Raw genomic sequence first — 20,905 nt, forward strand, 5'->3', positions numbered from 1 at the left:
ACAGGGCTCCACTTGTGACGGGTTTTGGGGGTCTCAGCGCCGCGTGAGACCCCCAAAGCGCTTCACGAGTGCAAGGCCCGGAGGGGAGAGCCCGGAGGGGAGAGCCCGGAGGGGAGAGCCCGGAGGGGAGGGTCGAGTGTCAGGTGCGGAGGAGGAGGGCGACGGGCAGGCCGGCCAGCAGCTCGGCGAGCGGGACGGCGCCGCCGTCCACCTCGCGTCCGGTGAGCACGTCCCGCCACCGGTCCTCGGGCAGGCTCACGGTGTGCGCGCGCCAGCCGCCGTACTGGTGCAGCGAGTCGGCCAGCCGGGTGACCACCGCCACAGCCCGGACCTGATCGCCCGCGCCGCGACCGAAGGCCACCGCGTTGCCGGTGGTGGTCGCCAGCGGGATGTAGGTGGCGTCCGGGCCGACGAACCAGTCCGGGTGCGCGGCCCGCATCCGCAGCGCCCGCGAGGTGACCAGCAGCTTCTCGTCGTCCAGGTCCCTCGGGCCGGACCCGCCGTCCAGTGCGCGCAGCCGCGCGGTGCGGTCGGCATAGTCGACCGGACGCCGGTTGTCCGGGTCGACCAAGGACAGGTCCACCAGCTCGGAGCCCTGGTAGACGTCCGGCACGCCGGGCGCCATCAGCTGCAGCAGCTTCTGCCCGAGCAGCCCGGCCCGGAACGACTCGTGCGTCTGTTCCGCCCACCCGGCGAGCAACGCCAGCACGTCCGGATCGGCCAGCACGCCGTCCACGTAGGCGTGCAGCGCCGACTCGTAGGCCTCGTCCGGCGACGTCCAGCTGGTGCGCGTCTTGGCCTCGCGCGCAGCCTTCTCGACGTAGGCGTGCAGCCGGTCAGCGCTGATCGGCCCGTCGGACGGCGACCAGGTGCCGACCAGGGTCTGCCACACCAGGTACTCCGTGGCGCCGTCCAGCTGTGTCTGCCGGTAGGGCGCCGACGTCTCGTGGAGGTCGCGCACGGTCGCGGTCCACTCGGCCGGCCGCTCGGACACCACTGCCAGCCGCGCCCGCACGTCCTCGGCCCGCTTGGTGTCGTGTGTCGACAGCGTCGTCATGCCCAGCGGCCAGGTTCGCTGCAGTCGCCCCAAGAACGCGTGCAGCTCCTCCGGGGCGACGCCGAAGTGGTCCGGGTCACCGCCGACCTCGTTCAGTCCGACCAGGCGGAACCAGCGGTAGAAGGCGGTGTCCTCGATGCCCTTGGCCATCACCGGACCGCAGGTCTGCTGGAACCGGACGACGAGCTCGGCCCGGCGCGGGTCCGCGCGGGTGGGTTCGGGGCCGCGGCCGAGCACCAGCTCACGGACCAGCTCGAGCGTGTCGTGCTCGTGCTCGGCCAGGTGGGCCCGGGCTCGCTCGGCCGCCTCGCCAAGCGCCGCGACGGACTCGGCGGGCGCGCCGTCGGGGTCTCCCGGGACGACGTACGCGCGGTAGCGGTCCATCGCGACCAACAGCTCGGTGACCGCGTCGAGCAGCCCGCGCCGGGTGTGGTCGCGCATCCGGACGTCGTCGTGGCAGATCGCGGCCAGCAGGTCGACCAGCCGGTGCACCTCCGCGTACTGGCCGCCGGCGACCACCTCGCGCTTGGCCCGCTCGACGACGGCCGGCAGACCGGTGCTGTCCCCGCTCACCTCGGCCAGTAGCGCGGACAGCGGTGCTGCACCCGCAGGGTCGACGAAGATGCCGCCGACCCGCCACAGCACGTCGTAGCCGGTCGTGCCGGCACACTGCCAGTCGCGCGGCAACCGTTCGTCGCCCTCGAGGATCTTCTCCACCACGACCCAGGCGTGCTCGGTGGCGGCGGCCAGCTCGGCCAGGTACCCGCGCGGGTCGGCCAGACCGTCCGGGTGATCGATCCGCAGGCCGTCCACCGCACCCGAGGCGACCAGGTCGAGCAGCAGCCGATGGGTCGCCTCGAACACCTCCGGCCGCTCGACCCGCACGGCGGCCAGGGTGTCCACGTCGAAGAAGCGCCGGTAGTTCAGCTCCTCGTCGGCCACCCGCCAGTGCGCCAGCCGGTACCACTGCCGGTCCACCAGCTCGTCCAGGGGCAGGCCCTCGGTGCCGGGTCGCAACGGGAACTGGTGGTCGTAGTACCGCAGCACCAGCTCGTCGCCGGCCGCGCCGCCGGAGTGGTCGAGTCGCAGCTCTCGGTCATCCAGGACCTGGCCGATCCGCTGGCCCAGGACGGGCATCAGCACCGCGCGGTCCGGCACCGACCAGTCGACGTCGAACCAGCCGGCGAACGGCGATCCCGGTCCGTCGCGCAGCACCGACCACAGCTGGGCGTTCAGGTACGCCGGGGTGGGCACCGTCATGTGGTTCGGCACGACGTCCACGACCGCACCGAGCCCACGCTCGCGCAGCGCCGTGCTGAGCCGGTCGAACCCGGCCCGGCCGCCCGCCTGCGCGCTGAGCCGTGAGTGGTCGACCACGTCGTAGCCATGCGTCGATCCGGGCGCCGCCTGCAGCACGGGGGAGAGGTACGCGTGGGACACCCCCAGCTCGGCCAGGTAACCGGCCTGCGCCGCCGCGTCGTCGAAGCCGAACCCCTCGTGCAGCTGGAGCCGGTAGGTGGACGTCGGGCTGGCCGGCCGGGCGGCGGGCTCGGTCATGACGGGGGCCGCACGCACCGCAGGACGACGACGCTGCGCGACTGCACGAGCAGCTCGGAGTAGGGCGCCTGGCCGAGCGGCTTGGCAGCGCCCTTGCTGTCCGGCAGCTCACCGCGTCGGGCCGGGTCTGCGGTGTCCAGCTCGACCTGCCACACCTCGCCGTACTCCGGGCCGGGCAGCGTGAAGTCCATCGGCTCGTGGTGCCCGTTGATCACCAGCAGGAACGAGTCGTCGACGATCGGCGCCCCCCGCCGGTCCGGCTCGGGGATGGCCGAGCCGTTCCAGAACACCGTCAGCGACCGGGCGTAACCGTTGCGCCAGTGCTCGTTGCCCATGTGCTCGCCGGTCGGGGTGAACCAGGCGATGTCGCCGAGCTCGCTCTCGCCGCCGTGGTCGGCGCTACCGGCGAAGAACCGGCGCCGGCGGAAGACCGGGTGCTCGGTGCGCAGCCGGACCAGCCGCCGGGTGAACTCCAGCAGCTCGAGTTGGGAGTCGTCGAGGTCCCAGTCGACCCAGGCGATCTCGTTGTCCTGGCAGTACACGTTGTTGTTGCCGCGCTGGGTGCGGCCCAGCTCGTCGCCGTGCGCGATCATCGGCACGCCCTGCGAGAGCAGCAGGGTGGTCAGCAGGTTGCGCTGCTGGCGCAGCCGGAGCGCCTTGATCTCGCGGTCGGTGGTCTCGCCCTCGACCCCGCAGTTCCACGAGCGGTTGTGGCTCTCGCCGTCCTTGCCGCTCTCGCCGTTCGCCTCGTTGTGCTTGTCGTTGTAGGACACCAGGTCCCGCAACGTGAAGCCGTCGTGTGCCGTGACGAAGTTGATCGACGCGATCGGCTTGCGGCCGGAGTGCTCGTACAGGTCGCTCGAGCCGGTCAGCCGGGACGCGAACTCGCCGAGGGTCGACGCCTCACCGCGCCAGAAGTCACGCACCGTGTCGCGGTACTTGCCGTTCCACTCGGTCCACAGCGGCGGGAAGTTGCCGACCTGGTAGCCGCCGTCCCCGACGTCCCAGGGCTCGGCGATCAGCTTGACCTGGCTGACCACAGGGTCCTGCTGCACCAGGTCGAAGAACGCGGACAGCCGGTCCACCTCGTGGAACTGGCGGGCCAAGGACGATGCGAGGTCGAACCGGAAGCCGTCGACGTGCATCTCGGTGACCCAGTAGCGCAACGAGTCCATGATCAGCTGCAGCACGTGCGGGTGCCGCATCAGCAGGCTGTTGCCGGTGCCGGTGGTGTCGTAGTAGTGCGCCAGGTCCTTGTCGACCAGCCGGTAGTAGGCGTTGTTGTCGATGCCGCGGAACGCCAGGGTCGGCCCCATCTGGTTTCCCTCGGCGGTGTGGTTGTAGACCACGTCGAGGATGACCTCGATGTCCGCCTCGTGCAGCGCCTTGACCATCGCCTTGAACTCGGTGACCTGCTGGCCGCGGGTGCCGTACGCGGCGTAGGCGTTGTGCGGGGCCAGGAAGCCGATCGTGTTGTAGCCCCAGTAGTTCGACAGCCCCCGGCTGAGCAGGTGCGAGTCCTGCACATACTGGTGCACCGGCATCAGCTCCAGGGCGGTGACCCCGAGGTCGGTCAGGTGCTCGATGACGGCCGGATGCGCGATGCCCGCATAGGTGCCCCGGATCTCGGCGGGTACGTCCGGGTGCTGCTCCGTCAGGCCCTTGACGTGCGCCTCGTAGATCACGCTCTCGTGGTACTCGTGCTCGGGGGCGCGGTCCTGGCCCCAGTCGAAGAACGGGTTGGTGACCACCGAGAGCATCGTGTGGCCCAGCGAGTCCATGGTGTTCTTCGGCGCGTCGCCGTTGGCGTCGGCGTCCTTGAACCGGTACGAGAACAGCGACTCGTCACCGTCGATCTGGCCGTCGATGGCCTTGGCGTAGGGATCGAGCAGCAGCTTGGCGGGGTTGCAGCGGTGCCCGCGCTTGGGGTCGTAGGGTCCGTGCACCCGGAAGCCGTAGCGCTGGCCGGGTTGGACGCCGGGCAGGAAGGCGTGCCAGACGAAGCCGTCGAGCTCGGGCATGTTGACCCGGGTCTCCTTGCCGGCGTCGTCGATCAGGCAGAGCTCGACCCGCTCAGCGACCTCCGAGAACAGGGCGAAGTTGACGCCAGTCCCGTCAAAGGTCGCGCCGAGCGGGTAGGGCTTACCGGGCCAGGTCTGCATCAGGCTCTTTCCGCGAGGGACGAATGGGCGACGTCAGCGTCGCGCGGCGCACCGGCCCATGCTGGCTGGCGGGTGCCGGACCGATTGTGCCCGACCCGCGCCGGCGGTGCCTGGGACAACCGGATTCGTGGCCAGACCGTGGTCAGCCGACCATCGCCCGGTCGACCAGTGCCTGGACGTCGACGCCGGCTGGCAGCGTACCGAAGGTGGCACCTGCCTGGCCGAGCACCCGGGTGCGTACGAAAGCGTCGGACACCGCGGCCGGAGCGTGCCGCACGAGCAGCGAGCCCTGCAGGGCGGTGGCGAGGCGCTGGACGGTCCACCGGGCCCCCGCGGCCTCGTGCACGGTGGCCGGGTCCAGCAGCATGGTCTCGACGTCCTTGGTGGCGCGGTCCAGGTCGCTGTTGGCGCCCTCGGCCCGTCGGATCTCGGTCAGCAGCGCGTCCACGGCCATCGGCTCTCGGGACAGCGCGCGCAGCACGTCCAGCGCGTTGACGTTGCCGGAACCCTCCCAGATCGAGTTCAGCGGCGCCTCTCGGTAGAGCCGGGCCAGGCCGTTCTCCTCCACGTAGCCGTTCCCGCCCAGGCACTCCAGCGCCTCGGCCACCAGCACGGGCGTGCGCTTGCAGACCCAGAACTTGCCGAGCGCCACCGCCAGCCGGCCGAAGTCGCTCTCGCCGTCGTCCACGCTGGCGGCCAGCCGCAGGCCCAGCGCGGTGGCCGCCTCGGACTCCAGGGCCAGGTCGGCCAGCACAGCGGCCATCAGCGGCTGGTCGGCCAACCGGGCACCGAACGCCCGACGGTGCCGAGCGTGGTGCACGGCCCGAGTCAGCGCCTGGCGCATGGTCGCCGCGGAGCCGAGGACGCAGTCCAGCCGGGTGGAGGCGACCATGCTCAAGATCGTGCGGACCCCGGCGCCCTCGTCCCCGAGCCGCACGCCCCAGGTGCCGTCCAGCTCGACCTCGGACGACGCGTTCGAGCGGTTGCCCAGCTTGTCCTTCAGCCGCTGCAGTGCCCACGGGTTGCGGCTCCCGTCGGTCAGCACGCGGGGGACGACGAAGCAGGTCAGTCCGCCCGGTGCCTGGGCGAGCACCAGGAACACGTCGCTCATCGGAGCAGAGCAGAACCACTTGTGCCCGGTCAGCAGGTAGGTCTCGCCACCCTCGACCGGTCCACCGGGGGTGAGTGTCGCGCGGGTGGTGTTCGCCCGGACGTCGCTGCCGCCCTGCTTCTCGGTCATCGCCATACCCGCGACCGAGCCGGACTTGTCGGCCGCGCGGCGCAGCCCGAAGTCGTACTGGCGAGAGGTCAGCCGAGGCTCCCAGACGGCGGCCAGCGCGGGGTCGCTGCGCAGGGCGGGCACCGCCGCGTACGTCATGGAGACCGGGCAGCCGTGCCCGGCCTCCACCTGCGACCAGACCATGAAGCCGGCGGCCCGGGCGACGTGCGCCCCGGTTCCCGGCGGCTCGGACCACGGGGTACCGGCCAGCCCGTTGCCGATCGAGGTCGTCATCAGCTCGTGCCAGGCGGGGTGGAAGTCGACCTCGTCGACCCGGTTGCCGCGGGGGTCATGCGTGACGAGCCGAGGGTGGAACTCGTTTGCCTCCGTCCCCAGGCGCTGTGCGGCTGCGCTCCCGGCCAGCTCGCCCAGCAGGTGCAGCTCGTCCAGGGCGTGGGCGGCTCCGTGCCGGTGCACGCCCTCGAGCAGCGCGGCGTCGGCCGCGAAGACGTCATAGCCCTCGAGCGGTGGCACCTGGTTGGTGACCTCGTGCGTCGTCATGACTGCCACGGTAGGCCGAACCGGGTCGTGTCGGACGGGCAGCCAGCACCGGCGCGGTTACCGTGGGTGCGTGAGCAGTGCGACGTCCCTCGCGGCAGGCGTGTGGTCCCGTGTGGGCGCCGTCCGCCGGTCGCGCTTTGCGCTGGGCCTGTGGGCGCTGACGCGCGAGACGGTTTCCGTCTGCATGAGGTATCGGGTAACCGGGCTGGCTGCCGAGGCCGGCTTCTTCGCGCTGCTATCGCTGCCGCCGCTGATCCTCGGGCTGCTGGGTGGCGTCGGCTACCTCGGCAACGCGCTCGGCCCGGACACCGTGACCCAGGTCAGCAACCAGATGGAGACGTACGCCGAGCGCGTCTTCACGGCCCAGACGGTGTCCAGCCAGATCACCCCGACGATCCAGGACGTGCTGAACCGCGGGCGCCTGGACATCATCTCGATCGCGTTCGCGCTCTCGCTGTGGTCGGGCTCCCGGGTGCTCAACGTCTTCATCGACACCATCTCGATCATGTACGGACAGGGCGGGCGCCGAGGCATCATCCGGACCCGGGCGCTGTCCTTCTCGCTCTACACCGGTGCCGTTCTGGTCGGTGCGATCCTGCTGCCGCTGGTGCTGCTCGGCCCCTCTTTGCTCAGCGAGATGCTGCCGCCGAACGCGGACTTCGTGCTGCACCTGTACTGGCCGGCGATCACGCTGCTGACCGTGGCGAGCATCGCGACGCTGTTCCACCTCGCCACGCCGCACCGGACGTCCTGGCGTCGTGACGTCCCCGGTGCCGTCCTGGCGTTGGTGATCTGGGTCGTCGCCTCGGTCATGGTGCGCAAGGTCATCGGTGCGTCGGTCGGCGGCTCGTCGATCTACGGCCCGCTGGCGGCCACGATCATCGTGCTGATCTGGCTGTACTTCCTGGCGATCGCCGTCCTGATCGGCGCTGCCCTCAACGCAGCGAGCCGTGAGCTGTGGCCGATCAAGGGGGAGTCCCGCTCGCCGCTGGCCAAGATGGAGCGGCGTAGGCACCCGCTGACCCCGATCCGTGAGCCGGACGACGAGATGCCCGGCGCCCGCCGCTTGCTGGACCTGAGCCGCGACGACCTGGCCGACGAGATCCAGGCGACCGGCCCCGGCGACGAGGACGAAGAGCCCGAGCAGGCGCCGCGCACGGAGGCGGCCGATAACCAGGTGACGCGGCCCGGGCAGTCTGCCTAACCTCGTGTAGGTCGGGCCGCTGGGGTCCGAGCTGGTCGACGACGGCGGAGGTGACGGTCTCGATGAGTGACGAGCACCTGCTCACCTACGCCTCGGCCCGATCCGGGGCGCACCTTCCTCGCTGAGCGCGATCTCGTCGTCCGACGAGCTGCCCGGCACCTCCGAAAGGCCCTGCGCATGTCGTCTGACCCCACTTCGCCCCGCCCGATCCTGGGTACGGCGGACCAGCTCGTCCGGCTCGGCTTCGACGGCGCGTGGAGCGCCGCGTTCGACGAGTCCGTAGCCATCGTCCTTCCGGGCGCCCCTGCCTTCCCCGCACGGGTGACCCGGACCGACCGCGGCGCCTGCGACACCGTCGGCGCGGCCGGGCCCGTCCGGGCCACGTGGGGCGCGGAGGTCATCGCCGCCGTCGCCGAGGATCCGCAGGCAGTGCCCAGCACCGGGGACTGGGTGCGCGTGCAGGCGTGGCCGGATGGCAACCAGACCATCGAGGCTGTTCTGCCGCGCCGTTCGAGCGTCGTGCGCGCCCAGGTGCGTGGGACGTCGACCGGCCAGGTGCTGGCCGCCAACGTCGACGTCGTCGCCGTGGTCGAGGCGCTCTTCCCGGACCCGGACCTTGGCCGGATCGAGCGCTTCATGGCACTGGCCTGGGAGAGCGGCGCCCAGCCGCGCCTGGTGCTCACCAAGGGCGACCTCGGCTCGGACGCCGCGGAGCTGGCGGCCGAGATCGGAGCTCAGGTCGCCGCCGGCTGCCCCGTCGACGTGACGGTCGCGCACGACGGCGAGGGGCTGGAGGGGTTGCGGTCCGTGCTCCGCGACGGGGCCACGGTGGCACTGCTCGGCGCGTCCGGTGTCGGCAAGTCCACGCTGCTCAACGCCCTGCTGGGACGCGAGGTGATGCGCACCCAGGCCCTCGGGGCGGTGCAGAAGGGCCGGCACACGACGGTCACCCGCGAGCTGCACCTAGGGCCCGAGGGAGGGGCAGTCATCGATACGCCGGGGCTGCGCAGCGTGGGTCTGCAGGGCACCGAGGGACTGGCCGAGGTGTTCGCCGACGTCGACGAGCTGGCCCGCCAGTGCCGGTTCCACGACTGCGCGCACCAGAGCGAGCCCGGCTGCGCCGTGCTGGCCGCGATCGAGTCCGGCGAGCTCGCTGAGCGCCGGCTGGCGAGCTGGCACAAGCTGCAGCGGGAGGCCGCCTACCAGGAGCGTCGGGTCGATGCTCGGCTGCGGCAGGCCGAGCTCGCGGTCTGGAAGCAGCGCACCATGGAGTACCGGCGGTCCCAGAAGGAGGGACGACGGTCCCGGTGAGGGCCGGTTTGGTTCTCGAGAGGCGCATCGGATACTGTTTCTCGAGCGTCGGGTGAGCAACCCGGGCGCATGCGGACGTGGCTCAGTTGGTAGAGCATCACCTTGCCAAGGTGAGGGTCGCGGGTTCGAGTCCCGTCGTCCGCTCGGAGGCTCAGCGCCTCACGGTGGAGTGGCCGAGAGGCGAGGCAACGGCCTGCAAAGCCGTGTACACGGGTTCGAATCCCGTCTCCACCTCGGGCGATTGGCGCAGTGGTAGCGCGCTTCCTTGACACGGAAGAGGTCACTGGTTCGAACCCAGTATCGCCCACCGGAATCTGAGCACGAATGAGCCCTCTGCGGACGTCGTCGGCGGGGCTCTCAGCGTCTTGAGCGACAAACTGAGCGACATGTCCTTTAGCGGGCGCACCGGATCTGGCTAGGTGTGTCGCAGGGCTGCTCTTGCGGGTGGGACGGCTGGGCTAGCCTGCCCGAAGTGATGGAGAGCAGCCTGTTGCTGGTCGTGGGAGCCTGACCCGGTCTCCCGGACACGTTCGGTGTGTTGATCATGCCGCCGGAGCGGCGGTGGTGTGAAGGGCTTCGTACTCGGCTGGGGCGAGGTCTCCGAGGCTGGTGTGCCGGCGTCGGGGGTTGTACCAGCCCTCGATCCACTCGAAGATCGCCGAGGCGAGCTGTTCCTGGCTGTCCCAGCTGCGGACGTCGAGGAGCTCGCGTTGCATCGTGGACCAGAACGATTCGATCATCGTGTTGTCCACGGAGGAGGCGACCCGGCCCATGGAGCCGAGCAGGCCGGCGGTGCGCAGCCGGTGCCCGAAGACCCACGAGGTGTACTGCGGGCCGCGGTCGGCGTGCACCACGGTTCCCGGTTCGGGGTGGCGCCGCCAGGTGGCCATCTGCAGGGCGTCGACGACCAGCTCGGCGCGGATGTGGTCGGCGATCGACCAGCCCACGATCGTGCGGGAGTACACGTCCAGCACCGCGCAGCAGTACACCTTGCCGGTGCTCGTGGGATGTTCGGTGACGTCGGTGCACCACAGCTTGTCGGGTGAGTCGGCGACGAACCGGCGTTGCACCAGGTCCTCGTGCGGGGCCGGCAGCGGCCGGTGCCGACCCCGCTTGCGGCGGTGGCAGATCCCTTGCAGGCCAGCGGCTCTCATCAACCTGGCGACCCGCTTGCGCCCACACGCCAGACCCAGCCCGAGGCGCAGCTCGGCATGCACCCGCGGCGCACCATAGGAGCACCGCGACATCTGATGGACCTGCACGATCGTGGCGGTCAGCGCAGCATCAGCCACCGCGCGCGGTGATGGCGGGCGACCCAACCACTCGTAGTAGCCCGAACGCGAGACCCTCAACAACCGGCAGGCCACCGCGACGGACACTCCGTCGCCGGCGAGCTCACGGACCAGCCGGAACACTATTTTGGGTTCGGCAGCACGTTCTCTCGAGCGAAGTAGGCCGAGGCCCGCTTCAGGATCTCGATCTCCATCTGGGCCACCCGCAGCTCGCGGCGCAACCGAACCAGCTCCGCCCGCTCGGAACTGGTGACGCCCTCGACGCGGCCGGCCTCGACATCGTCGACCTTCATCCAGCGGCGCAGACACGACTCACTGATGCCCAGATCATGAGCGATCTGAGCCACCGGCTTGTCTCCCTGACGAGCCAGTTCCACCGCCCGACGGCGGAACTCCCGCGGCTTGGCAACAGGCATCCAGACTCCCCTCGAAGGTGACATCGTCACCTCAGATCGGGTGTCCGGGGAAGTGGGTCAGGCTCCCGTGACCCTGTTCGTGGGCGCGTTCGTCGGCGTGTGGGCGACTGAGCTCGTGCGGCGTCCGAGACTCACCCGCGTCGGCTCTGGGAGCGTGGGGCTCGCATCGGACGTCCCGTGCATGTCTATCGCAGTGACGATCCGCAACCCACCCGGAGTGCTGGGCATCCGGCTCCGCGAGACGGTCGTCCACGGTAGAGCCCTCTGGGGAGACATCGCGAAGGGCATGTCGATCCAGCGCAACACGGCGAACCAGTGCAGCGCTGGGCTCTACGACGCGAGCGGCCACCGCGTGGCGACGCTCTGGTGGCAGAAGGTGACGAGCGGACCGTGCCCGCCGCCGCGCTGCCGTGCTTTACGAGTGCGCGGAGTCCGACGGGATGGATGGACGTGCATCAGCGTCGCTCTGGCAGACCCTCAGAACAACCCTCGCGTGCCGGCCGCGCGTATGTGATCGCGGAGGCGGCCCTCGCATCGGTGAGGCCGCCACGGCGGGGGATCGGGCTCCGATTGCAGCCTGCCTGGGTCGACTATGGTGGGGGTTCTGGGCATCCAAGTTTTCCGGGCGTGGCTGCGCCAGGTGGGAGCAAGCCCGTGAGTGCGACGGCGAGTGAGGGTGCGGTCTTTCGCGAGGATGCCGGTGAGCCGGATCTGCAGGTGCGGTTGCTGGGTCCGGTGACGCTGTCGGTGTGCGGGGCGGTGGTGCCGGCGGGTCCTCGTTTGCAGCGCAGTTTGTTGGCGGTGTTGGCGATCAATGCCGGTCTGGCGCTGTCCCGGTCGGTCCTGGTGGACTTTTTGTGGGGTGAGCAGCCGCCGTCGACGGTGAGCCACAGCCTGCACACTCTGGTGTGGTCGTTGCGCCGGCTGCTGGGGTCGGACCGGTTGGAGCGAGTCGGTGACGGGTATCGGCTCAGCCTGGGGGTGGGCGAGTGCGATGTGTTGCGGGTCCGGCAGCTGGCGGAGTACGTGCAGCGCCGGGACACTCCAGCGGAGGAGGCGTTGGCGGGCGCGGAGGCGGCTTTGTCGTTCTGGACCGGTTCGCCGCTGTCCGACGTCGAGGGGGTGGCCGCGGACCTGGTCCGGGCGGAGTTGGAGAACCTGCGCACCCAGCTGGTTGCGGCCCGGGTCGGGTTGTTGATCGAGTTGTCCCGGGCGATGGAGGCGTTGTCCTCGTTGCGGTCCGAGGCGGCCAGCGACCCGCTGAACGAACGGTTCAGCGAGCTGCTGATCACCGCGCTGCACCAGTTGGGTCGCCGGCCGGAGGCGTTGGCGGAGTTCGACCGGGTTCGGCGCGCGCTGCGCGAGGAGCTGGGGCTGGACCCGGGGCCGGGTCTGCGCGCCGCGCACGAGAAGGTGCTGCGTGGTGGCGACCCTGAACGGCCGCCGGACAGGGTGGACACGCGGGTGGCCAAGCCGGTGCCGAAGCCGGCCCAGCTGCCGGCGACCTCGCGGGACTTCATCGGCCGTCATGGCGAGACCGCGCAGCTGGTCGGCTGGCTGACCCAGGACCAGGACGCAGCGAAGGCTGAGGACGAGGAGGCGGCGAAGGGTCGGGCGGGTCCGCGGGTGGTGGTGCTGCATGGTCCGGGCGGGATCGGCAAGACCAGCCTGGGTCTGCGGGCGGCGCACCTGGTGGCGGCCGGTTATCCCGATGGTCAGCTGTACGCCAGTCTGCGCGGCTTCGACCCGGCGCACCCGGCGCTGGTGGCCGCTGACGTGCTGCCGGGCTTCCTGTGGGCGTTGGGCGTGCTGGACGAGGACATGCCCGCGGCGGCGGCCGATCAGAGCGCGATGTTTCGCACGGTGCTCGCCGAGCGCCGGATGCTGCTGTTCCTGGACGACGCGCCCTCGGGGCAGGTGGTCCAGGATCTGCTGCCCGGGACGGCGGGCTGCGCGGTGCTGGTCACCAGCCGGCAACGGATGGGCGGCCTGGTGGCTCGCGAGGGGGCCCGCCGGCTGGATGTTCGCCCGATGGCCGACGCCGAGTGCGTCGAGCTGATGTCGCATCTGCTCGGTGCCGAGCTGGTGGCCGGCCAGCCGGACCAGGTCGGCCAGCTGATCGAGCTGTGCAGCCGCTGGCCGCTGGCGCTGCGGATCGCGGCCGAGCAGGTCCTCGAGCACGACGACGGCGCGCTCGGACTGGACGAGGTCTGCGGTCAGCTGTCCCGGGCCGGTGACCGCCTGCTGGATCGGTTGGGCACCGCCGAGGAGGACCCGGCGATGATGATGGGCGAGGTCCTGTCCTGGTCCTACCAGCGCCTGTCCGCCGCCGACCCGCGGGCAGCCGCGCTCTACCGGTTGCTCGGCGCGGGCCCGACGGTCCACTTCGACCAGCACTCGGCGGCCCGGCTGCTGGACTGCCCGCCGGACCAGGCGCACCAGCTGCTGCGCGCCTTGGCGGCCCGGCACATGCTCGAGCCGGACGGCGTGCAGCACCGGATGCACGACCTGGTGCGCCAGCACGCACGCGCGCAAGCCGACCTGCAGGACAGCCCGGCAGTGCTCGGCGCGGCGGTGGACCGGGTGCTGGCCTGGTACGCCGCGGCCTCCAGCGCCGGGCGGGTGGCCCTGGGCACCCCCCTGAAGGTGGGTATGGCCGCACCGGGTGAGGCCGCCGAGCAGCTCGGGCTCGGCGATGCCGACGCAGCAACTGCCTGGTTCAGCCGGTCCCTGGACGACCTGATGGCCTGCGTCCAGGTCGCCGCCGACCGCGGCCACCCGGCGGCCTGGCAGATCCCGCTCGGCCTCATCGGCTACCTGGAGCTGGCCAACCTGGGCGAGACCCGGGCCCACGAGATCAGCCACCGCACCGGGGCAGCAGCCGCCGCCAAGGCCGGTGAGCACTTGGCCGAGGCCGCGCTGCTGAACAACCTGTCAGTCCTGTACGAGCGGCTCGATGACCCCCAGGAGGGCGTCAAAGTGGCGCGACGGGCCGATGCTGCCGCCGCCCGGGCCGGTGCACCGTTCCGGGTCGTCACGATGCTGAACCTCGCCGACTGCTTGGTCGACGTCGGTCAGCATGACGAGGCGCTCGCCGTGCTCGACGAATCGCTGGCACTGGCCACCGAGCTCGGTGATGACGCCTGGCTCTCGGTCTCCTACGTCATGCTGTTCAGGGCCCACTGGGCCACCGGCCAGGTCGAGCTCGCCGACCGGGAGCTCGAGCAGGCGGTCGAGGTGGCTGAGCGCGGCGGCGCGTTCGAAGCCGCCAGCTTTGCGGCGGAGAGCGCGGCGAAGACTCTGATGGACGTGGACCCCGCCCGGGGCGGCGAGCATGTCCGTCGGGCGCTCGATCGCTTTGGTGACGCCTTGCTGCCGTACGACCACGCCTGCCTGCTCTCCTGGCTCGCGCAGTCCGAGCAGGCCACCGGGGACCGCGCGTCGGCGCTCCAGCACGCCCGGGCCGCGGTTGCCGCATTCGAGTCCTTGGAGAGCTTCGAGACCAAGCAGTTCCGGTCCGCCAGGGCCCTGCTGACGGCGAAGCAGGACGCGCGCTGACCCTGCGGCTCGTACGAGATCGGCGAGGGGCTCACCACCGGCCACGCCAACCACTTCGCGGTGCTGGACGTCCCGGGCGCACTGGTGGTCGAGCGGCTGCGACCTGCCTCGGGTCGGGGCCACGCCGCACCGGCCTGGAACACTCCTGCCGCTGCACTGCACGGCAGTGGGCAAGGCCTTGCTCGCCTTCGCAGACCCCGAGCTGCGCCGATCCGTGCTGAGTTGATTGATGTCGCTTGCCAGCGTGATGGGACCACCCCGTCGCCACGAGCATGGGACCACCTGGAGGTGTGAGTGAGCATCAGGTGGCCCTCGCCCTCGGTGTGTGCTCCGGAGGTGAGCCAGTAGATGGCGGATTGGGCGAGCAGCGCGTCGCTCATCATGGTCAGCCACTCAGACGGTCCCGGTTCGAGGTCACGATGGTGCTCGACTTGCCGTGCCTTTCCACGACGAGCTCGTAGAAGTCGTTGGCCTCGGTGGCGTCGAGTGCCCTGAGTTCGAAGTCATCGAGGATAGGGACGAAGCCATGCCAGGATCGCTCGGTCCGTGGCCGCTCGTGCGCCAGGAGGACCGTGACCGTCCAGTCCGAACCTTGCATGACCTCTTGCGACAGGGCTACCCGGTGACCGTCGACGGCATCTTCGGGCCGAAGACCGAGGCGGCGGTGCGTGGGTTCCAGCAGGCTCTCCACGCGGACATCCCGTCGGTCGTGGTTGACGGCATCGGGTCCGATGACGTGGCAGGCGCTCGTGAGCGGCATGCTCTCGTTCTGGCCCACCAGTAGGGGGCCGAGGGCTGCCGCGGTCGACGGCACCCCTGCTCTCGAGAACCACTGTCGCTCGTTTGTCCGACTGGCCATTGCACCCCTCGAAGACCGTAGCGATACTGCGAGAGAGGGTCCTCGACTGAGGAGTTGCGCGATGAGGCGTTTTCGGAATGGGCGTCTGGGTGCAGTGTTCGGCGGGTTGGTGCTGGCCACCAGCGTGGTGATGACCGCGCAGCCGGCCGCGGCGATAACGGATGGGCAGCGCGACGAGGTGCACACCAACGTCGGGGTCGTCCTGTTTAGCACCGAGTCGGGCCGGTTCCAATGCACCGGGACGCTGATCTCGCCCACGGTCGTGCTCACCGCGGGCCACTGCACGAGGGACACCGCCAGCAGCGCGGCCACAAACGTGTATGTCTCGTTCAACACCGACCTGCCACTCGACCCGCTGGCAGCCGGCATCACACCGGCGGAGAGGGCAGCCCGCGCCGCGAACTACATCACCGGCACGGCGCACCCGGATCCCGGCTGGACGGGCACCTTGTCCATTTCCAAGCAGCACGACCAGGGTGTGGTGGTGCTGGACACCCCAGCCGCCACCAAGTGGCCGGGAATCTCGCCGGCTCCTCTACTGCCGGTCGGCACGCTGGACGGCAACCAGGGCGCGCTCAAGAACCAGACGTTCACGCTGGTCGGCTATGGCGTTGACATCGGCGCGAAGAAGTCACAGATCGACGTGACGGAGCGGCGCTCAACCACGTCATTCCTCAAGAACGTGCAGGACGAGGTCGTCACCTTCCAAATCAACGACCAAGACTCCAAGGCCGGCGGCGGCTCGTGCTCCGGCGACTCCGGCGGGCCGACGTTCCTCGGGCAGTACGTCGTGGGTGACGCTTCCTTCGTGAACTCGTCTTCGTGCAACGCGACCGGTGCTTACCAGCGAGTCGACACGGCCTATGCACGGGCCTTCTTGGAGCAGTTCCTCTGACGGTGTCCGCACACGGGTGGCCGGCCAGGCCACCCGTGCCGGTGGTGGGAGGGTCACGCCGAAGCCGGCCACGGCTAGACGCAGCACCACCTGACCTGGCGCCAGCAGGTCGGCGATACGGGGCGGCCCTGAGCACTTCGAGTTCGGCCAGCCGCGCGGCATTCACCAGCTCCACCAGAGGATGTTGCAGGCCCAGGCTGAGGCAGCCGGGGCCGGGTAGCGCTGCTCTTCGGAATCTGGGAGAGGCCGACGGAGAGGGTGGGGAGGCGCAGCGACGGGAACCAGTCGGCTCAGACGTAACTCCCGTCCTCCAGCGCACCCGAAGCCTCATCCAGATTGCCCCTGGGCGGGGTCGCCACGATACGCAGTGCAGCCAACGGGTCCCTAGTACGACCCCACCCAACGAGCGTGGCTGCCACCGGGTCACCCACCCGCCACTCACCGAGATCCCGCGTCACGCCTCGGGTAAACCAGGATCCGGCAGCGACGCTTCGAAGATCTTGTCCATCAACACCGCTCCAGACTGGACTACTGGGCGCAGCTGCTTCCGGTACACGAGCTCGGTGACCTGCGTCGAGCGGTGGCCGACCCGTCGGCTGATCTCTTCGAGCGGAAGGCCGCTGTCCGAGAGCAGCGAGACGAAGCTGTGCCGCAGCTCGCGCGGAGTCCACCTCGTCTCGTCGACTCCCGGCACGTCCCGGAGGGCGTCGCGGAACGCACGGCGGACGTCAGCGGCATCGAGCGGTGTGCCGAGACGAGTCGAGAACACGAGGCCGTGAGCCTCCCACCGAGCGCCGGCTGCCAAGCGCGCGGATTCCTGGTGCTCGCGCTCCCAGAGCAGCGCGGCGGTTGCGAGCTGGGGAAGAGCCAGGGTTCGGCGAGACTTGCGCGTCTACTCGCTGTTCCGCAAGTACCTCGCCCGGGCGCGCAACGAGGCCGGCGTCGACTTCAGCCCACTGGGGCAGAACGAGAGGGATGGCGGCCAGCCGCTGTCCGTCGACGGGGAGCAGTTGGCGTGGCTGAGGTTCGACTACGACGCCCAGCGCGTACCGCATTCCCACATCCACGTGCACGGCCAACGCGGCGCGCTGTCTCATCTTCTCGCGCGCACCGGTCACCGCAGCCCTCACCGAATGTCTGCCCTACACCTACCTACCGGCGGCTCCCGGTTCAGGCCGGACTTGGAGGACGTCATCCAGTTCCTGATCAGCGACTGCGGCTTTGACTCTCTCCCCGGATGGCAGTCAGCGGTTGACTCGGTGCGGACTGACTTCCGCCTCATCCAGGCCCGAGCCGTCACTCGGGCGATGGCGTCCGAGGCCGCCGGCGAGCTCGAGCGCCTGGGGTACACGATTACGCCGCCGCCCGGCGGACATCCGAGCTGGGTCGCAGGGCGCGGTTCGAGTGGTAGCAGCACGGGAGGTTCCGGATCTGGGTGATCTGATCCGATACCTGGCGGGTCCACTTGCTGTTGAACGGCTCAGCCGTTGAGCGGCCAGCCCGGCGTGGCGGACAGGGACCCGTCCAACTGCACGACCAGGCCCTGGTACCCGACCTGCGCTTGGAGCCACTCGGTCGCGTCTGGCCCGCGCACGAACGCTGCAGTTGCGAGCACATCGGCCCACATCAGCGAGGGCCCGGTCACACTGACCTGCGCCAGCGCCAGGGCGGGCCTTCCGATGCGCGGGTCGACCAGGTGAGCGCCTCTCGCGCCGACACCGGAAGTCGCTACCGCACCTTGGTCCAGCGGCAGCACCGTGAGCACACCACCGCCGCCGGGCCGCTCAATCCCGACCTGCCACGTCCTTCGATCCTCTTCGGGGCCAGTGCGCGACGTCCGCACGACGACGTCCCCACCGGCGTTCAGGCAAACGTCGTCGGGTAGTACCCGCATCATGGCGAACGCGCGTTCGGCCGCCCAACCCTTGACGATGCCGGACGGGTCGAACCTGACTCGGCCTCGCGCGTCGGGCAGGTGCACCCGGAACAGTCCGTTGGTGCGCTGCTGAGCCAACAGTGCCAGGGCGTGTACGTCGGCGAGGTCGGGGTCGGCGTCCTCGAGCGTCAGCTCGCCGCGCCCGATCCGTGAGACGTCGCTGTCTGGCCGGTATGTGCTGAACACGGCGTCGATCCTGTGCAGCTCGGTGAACGCCTCTCGGACCAGAACCGCCGTGTCTGCCCGTCGGGCGTTCGGCCCGCGAACGTGAACGCTCCACGGCATGCCCATGACCTGCTCGACGTACGCCGCTCGATCGAGGGGATCAGTGTCCGGCACCAGGGGGCTCCAGGCTCTGTGCCGTGCTCGCAGAGGTCTCCGACCACGCAGCCTTGGCTCCGCTGTGACCGATTCGCACAACCTGGACGACCGTGCCGACCACTCCGACGGCCGCCAGCACACTGATCGCGACGGTGACCAGGGCCCGCCTCGGCAGTTTGGAGGTTCTGTCCTGCCAGTACAGCCCGGCCGCGGCTACGGTCAGGATGATGACCCAGACGAGCAGCCCGTCTGCCATCTCGGTGTGCTGTCGCAGCAGCTCGGTCTCGGGGACGTGACGCTCCAGCGACTCGCCGGAGCTGGTCGACAGCGGGACGAGAAGCAGCGCGACCACTGACAGCAGCAACGGCAGGAACCCGGCCCAGCGGCGGAACCGTGGCCAGCAGGCGGCCAACGCGATGGAGAGGGCCGCGGTCGGGACCACCACCACGGTCGCGTGCACCACGAGCGGGTGCATGGGCAGGCCGAAGATCGTGTCGAACATGGAGTTCCCCTCCTCGCGGCAGACGTCGGATCGCCCACCTGCTCTGCTCGGCCAGCATTGGAGGGTGCTCTGAGAGCTTTCTCAGAGCGTGGCGCGCTCGCGCCGATTTAGGTCTCGGGATGTGAGCGCGGCAGGCGCAGCGTGAACGTCGCGCCACGGCCGGGCTCACCGTCCACGAGCAGGCTGCCGCCATGGGAGCGGGCGACCTCGTCGACCAGGGCGAGTCCGAGGCCGAAGCGGCGGCCGGCGTCTCCCGAGGTGCCGCGGCTGAACCGCTCGAGCAGCCGGTGCGCCTCGGCCGGGTCGAGGCCGTCACCCTGATCCGCGACGCTCAGCAGCACGTGGTCGGGGTGGATCAGGACCTGCACGGTCACCTCACCGCCGTCCGGAGTGTGGGCGATCGCGTTGTCCAGCAACGAGGTCAGGGCGCGGCGTAGTGCCGCTCCGGCGCCGCGGACGGCTGCCGGCCCGTCGGCCGAGGCGACGGACAGCCGGATGGCGCGCGCGTCGCCCAGTGCTTGCAGGCTGGCGCTGACGTCGACGGCGAGTGCGCCGACGTCGACGTCCTCCCCACGCTGCGGGCGGTGGTCCAGCTCCGCCGAGAGGAGCAGATCGTTGACCACCCCACCAAGGTTGCGTGCGTCGTCCACCAGGCGGTCGAGCTCGGCTGCGCGTTCTGTTGGGACGGTGCCGTGGAGGTGTCGGCGCAGCAGTTGGGCGCGGGTGAGCAGCACTGTCAGGGGAGTGCGCAGCTCGTGGCTGGCGTCGGCCACGAAACGTCGTTGAAGGGTCATTGCCTCAGCCAGCGGGCGCACGGCGCGTCGTCCAATGACCGCGCCGATCGCGGCTGCGCCCACGACGCCGACGATCGCGGCCACACCGAGCGAGACGACCAGTCGGCGTTCCTCGAGCTCACGTGCCGTCAGGTCGTAGACAGCGCTGACCCGTCCAAGAGACTTCTCTCCGGTGTACACGACGAGCTCTCGGTCGTCCCGCACGATCCTGATGATCCCGTCGGGCAGCGCTGCTGGATCGAGCGCGGCCACCTCGGGCGGAGCATCAGAGGTCGTCTGTCGGTCACCGCCAGGGGGGAGCACGAGCAGCCAGGTGCCCTGCGGGGGGTCGCTGACGTCGTCGGCGCTGGCCCAGGCGGTGCGGACGCTGCTATCGGCCTGCTGGTGCTGTTGGCGCTCATCCAGGAGCAGGACCGAACCCGCCATTACGAGCACCACGAGGGCGACGGCTGCCGCGGTCTGCACCGCGACCGTGCGCGCGGCGCGCCGCAGCATGGCGGCGTCCGGGTCGGTTCTCCGAGGCCCGCGCTCGTTCATGTGGTGCCGATCTGGTAGCCGGTCCCACGCACAGTGCGCACTGCCTCCCTGCCCAGCTTGCGACGCAGGTAGTACACGTAGGTGTCGACCGAACCGGGCGTGTCGGCGTCCTCGAACACCCGCTCCAGCAGCTCCTCACGGCTGAAGACTCGACCTGGTCGTCGCGCCAATACCTCAAGCAGCGCACACTCACGTTGGGACAGGTCGACACGTTCCCGGTCGGGGGAGAGCACGCATCGCTGGGCGACCAGCAGTCGGCCGGCGCCGATCGGGAGCTCGTCCGCGTCCTCGCTGTGGCGTCGCAGCAGCGACCGCAACCTCGCTAACAGCTCATCGACGTCGAACGGCTTGACCAGATAGTCCTCGGCACCAGCGTCCAACCCCTCGATGCGGTCGCGGACCGTACCGCGTGCGGTGAGGATCAAAACCGGCACCGAGACACCCTGGCGACGCAGCCTGCGGACCAGCTCGACGCCCTCGATCGCGGGCAGGCCGCGGTCGACGACCAGGACGTCCGGCGGGCGGGTGAGGGCGAGGTGCAGACCACGCTGACCGTCCAGAGCGAGATCCACCTGATACCCCTCGTCGGTCAGCAGCTCGCCCAGCAGCCGGGACAGCTCGCGGTCGTCCTCGACGACGAGCACGTGCGGTCCCGCGTCAACCGTCGGCTCGATCGCGTCGTCCACCCGCCGATCGTGGCACGGCCCGTCTCAGAGCCTGATCT

Annotated in this window: 16 protein-coding genes, 3 tRNA genes and 1 pseudogene; 9 read left to right on the plus strand and 11 right to left on the minus strand. The window is 70.3% G+C overall.

Annotated features, from left to right (window positions below; translation table 11 throughout):
* Positions 1 to 139 precede the first annotated feature (139 nt).
* The 3 genes from treY to ACPPVT_RS09585 form a co-directional block, all read right to left on the minus strand.
* Positions 140 to 2,614 carry a malto-oligosyltrehalose synthase gene (gene treY / locus ACPPVT_RS09575; protein WP_426566761.1) on the minus strand — a complete coding sequence of 825 codons (2,475 nt, stop codon included), beginning with the start codon at positions 2,612 to 2,614 and terminating at the stop codon, positions 140 to 142.
* The gene (gene glgX / locus ACPPVT_RS09580) at positions 2,611 to 4,776 is read right to left on the minus strand and encodes a glycogen debranching protein GlgX (protein ID WP_426566762.1); all 2,166 of its coding nucleotides are present in this window, start codon (positions 4,774 to 4,776) and stop codon (positions 2,611 to 2,613) included. The genes treY and glgX overlap by 4 nt, the downstream gene beginning before the upstream one ends.
* A 142-nt stretch (positions 4,777 to 4,918) precedes the next feature.
* Entirely contained in the window at positions 4,919 to 6,556 is a 1,638-nt protein-coding gene (locus tag ACPPVT_RS09585; protein ID WP_426566763.1) for an acyl-CoA dehydrogenase family protein, read from the minus strand.
* A gap of 70 nt (positions 6,557 to 6,626) precedes the next feature.
* On the opposite strand from ACPPVT_RS09585, the gene ACPPVT_RS09590 reads away from it, so the two are divergent.
* From ACPPVT_RS09590 to ACPPVT_RS09610, 5 genes are all read left to right on the plus strand, one after another.
* Positions 6,627 to 7,760: a YihY/virulence factor BrkB family protein gene (locus ACPPVT_RS09590; RefSeq protein ID WP_426566764.1), complete on the plus strand. Its 1,134-nt coding sequence runs from the start codon at positions 6,627 to 6,629 to the stop codon at positions 7,758 to 7,760.
* A gap of 177 nt (positions 7,761 to 7,937) precedes the next feature.
* Positions 7,938 to 9,071: a ribosome small subunit-dependent GTPase A gene (rsgA, locus tag ACPPVT_RS09595; protein ID WP_426566765.1), complete on the plus strand. Its 1,134-nt coding sequence runs from the start codon at positions 7,938 to 7,940 to the stop codon at positions 9,069 to 9,071.
* A 71-nt stretch (positions 9,072 to 9,142) separates the two neighbouring features.
* Positions 9,143 to 9,215, plus strand: a tRNA-Gly gene (locus ACPPVT_RS09600).
* Positions 9,216 to 9,234: 19 nt separating this feature from the next.
* A tRNA-Cys gene (locus ACPPVT_RS09605) sits at positions 9,235 to 9,305 on the plus strand.
* Position 9,306: 1 nt separating this feature from the next.
* Positions 9,307 to 9,378, plus strand: a tRNA-Val gene (locus ACPPVT_RS09610).
* 235 nt (positions 9,379 to 9,613) lie between these two features.
* Here the strand turns inward: ACPPVT_RS09610 and ACPPVT_RS09615 are convergent.
* On the minus strand, positions 9,614 to 10,486 hold the full coding sequence (locus ACPPVT_RS09615) for an IS3 family transposase (RefSeq protein ID WP_426561340.1): 873 nt from the start codon (positions 10,484 to 10,486) through the stop codon (positions 9,614 to 9,616).
* Positions 10,486 to 10,779: a transposase gene (locus tag ACPPVT_RS09620; protein ID WP_426561342.1), complete on the minus strand. Its 294-nt coding sequence runs from the start codon at positions 10,777 to 10,779 to the stop codon at positions 10,486 to 10,488. The genes ACPPVT_RS09615 and ACPPVT_RS09620 overlap by 1 nt, the downstream gene beginning before the upstream one ends.
* Before the next feature lie 654 nt (positions 10,780 to 11,433).
* On the opposite strand from ACPPVT_RS09620, the gene ACPPVT_RS09625 reads away from it, so the two are divergent.
* Positions 11,434 to 14,337: a BTAD domain-containing putative transcriptional regulator gene (locus ACPPVT_RS09625; protein WP_426566766.1), complete on the plus strand. Its 2,904-nt coding sequence runs from the start codon at positions 11,434 to 11,436 to the stop codon at positions 14,335 to 14,337.
* Positions 14,338 to 14,657: 320 nt separating this feature from the next.
* Here ACPPVT_RS09625 and ACPPVT_RS09630 read toward each other — a convergent pair.
* Positions 14,658 to 14,851: pseudogene (locus ACPPVT_RS09630) on the minus strand (ATP-binding protein); the annotation flags it as partial.
* 12 nt (positions 14,852 to 14,863) lie between these two features.
* Between ACPPVT_RS09630 and ACPPVT_RS09635 the strand changes: the two are divergent.
* Together ACPPVT_RS09635 and ACPPVT_RS09640 are read left to right on the plus strand one after the other, a co-directional pair.
* Complete coding sequence (locus ACPPVT_RS09635) at positions 14,864 to 15,121, plus strand: peptidoglycan-binding domain-containing protein (protein WP_426567112.1); 258 nt, start codon at positions 14,864 to 14,866, stop codon at positions 15,119 to 15,121.
* A gap of 136 nt (positions 15,122 to 15,257) precedes the next feature.
* Positions 15,258 to 16,091, plus strand: a complete 834-nt coding sequence (locus ACPPVT_RS09640) for a trypsin-like serine protease (RefSeq protein ID WP_426566767.1) — start codon at positions 15,258 to 15,260, stop codon at positions 16,089 to 16,091.
* A gap of 454 nt (positions 16,092 to 16,545) precedes the next feature.
* Here ACPPVT_RS09640 and ACPPVT_RS09645 read toward each other — a convergent pair whose 3' ends face one another.
* Positions 16,546 to 16,860, minus strand: coding sequence for a tyrosine-type recombinase/integrase (locus ACPPVT_RS09645; RefSeq protein WP_426566768.1), 315 nt, complete (start codon positions 16,858 to 16,860; stop codon positions 16,546 to 16,548).
* A 115-nt stretch (positions 16,861 to 16,975) separates the two neighbouring features.
* On the opposite strand from ACPPVT_RS09645, the gene ACPPVT_RS09650 reads away from it, so the two are divergent.
* Positions 16,976 to 17,530: a hypothetical protein gene (locus tag ACPPVT_RS09650; protein ID WP_426566769.1), complete on the plus strand. Its 555-nt coding sequence runs from the start codon at positions 16,976 to 16,978 to the stop codon at positions 17,528 to 17,530.
* Between the two features lie 41 nt (positions 17,531 to 17,571).
* Here ACPPVT_RS09650 and ACPPVT_RS09655 read toward each other — a convergent pair whose 3' ends face one another.
* The 4 genes from ACPPVT_RS09655 to ACPPVT_RS09670 all read right to left on the minus strand — a co-directional run bounded on the left by ACPPVT_RS09655 (position 17,572) and on the right by ACPPVT_RS09670 (position 20,867).
* The gene (locus ACPPVT_RS09655; protein ID WP_426566770.1) at positions 17,572 to 18,366 is read right to left on the minus strand and encodes an FAD:protein FMN transferase; all 795 of its coding nucleotides are present in this window, start codon (positions 18,364 to 18,366) and stop codon (positions 17,572 to 17,574) included.
* Positions 18,353 to 18,850 (minus strand): DUF2231 domain-containing protein, encoded by a 498-nt coding sequence (locus ACPPVT_RS09660; protein WP_426566771.1) that lies wholly within the window; start codon positions 18,848 to 18,850, stop codon positions 18,353 to 18,355. The genes ACPPVT_RS09655 and ACPPVT_RS09660 overlap by 14 nt, the downstream gene beginning before the upstream one ends.
* 107 nt (positions 18,851 to 18,957) lie before the next feature.
* Positions 18,958 to 20,181, minus strand: a complete 1,224-nt coding sequence (locus tag ACPPVT_RS09665) for a sensor histidine kinase (RefSeq protein WP_426566772.1) — start codon at positions 20,179 to 20,181, stop codon at positions 18,958 to 18,960.
* Positions 20,178 to 20,867 carry a response regulator transcription factor gene (locus tag ACPPVT_RS09670; protein WP_426566773.1) on the minus strand — a complete coding sequence of 230 codons (690 nt, stop codon included), beginning with the start codon at positions 20,865 to 20,867 and terminating at the stop codon, positions 20,178 to 20,180. Before ACPPVT_RS09670 ends, ACPPVT_RS09665 begins: the two co-directional genes overlap by 4 nt.
* Positions 20,868 to 20,905: the final 38 nt, after the last annotated feature.

Source organism: Angustibacter sp. McL0619 (genome assembly GCF_049994355.1).
In the GTDB taxonomy this organism is placed as follows: Bacteria; Actinomycetota; Actinomycetes; order Actinomycetales; family Angustibacteraceae; genus Angustibacter.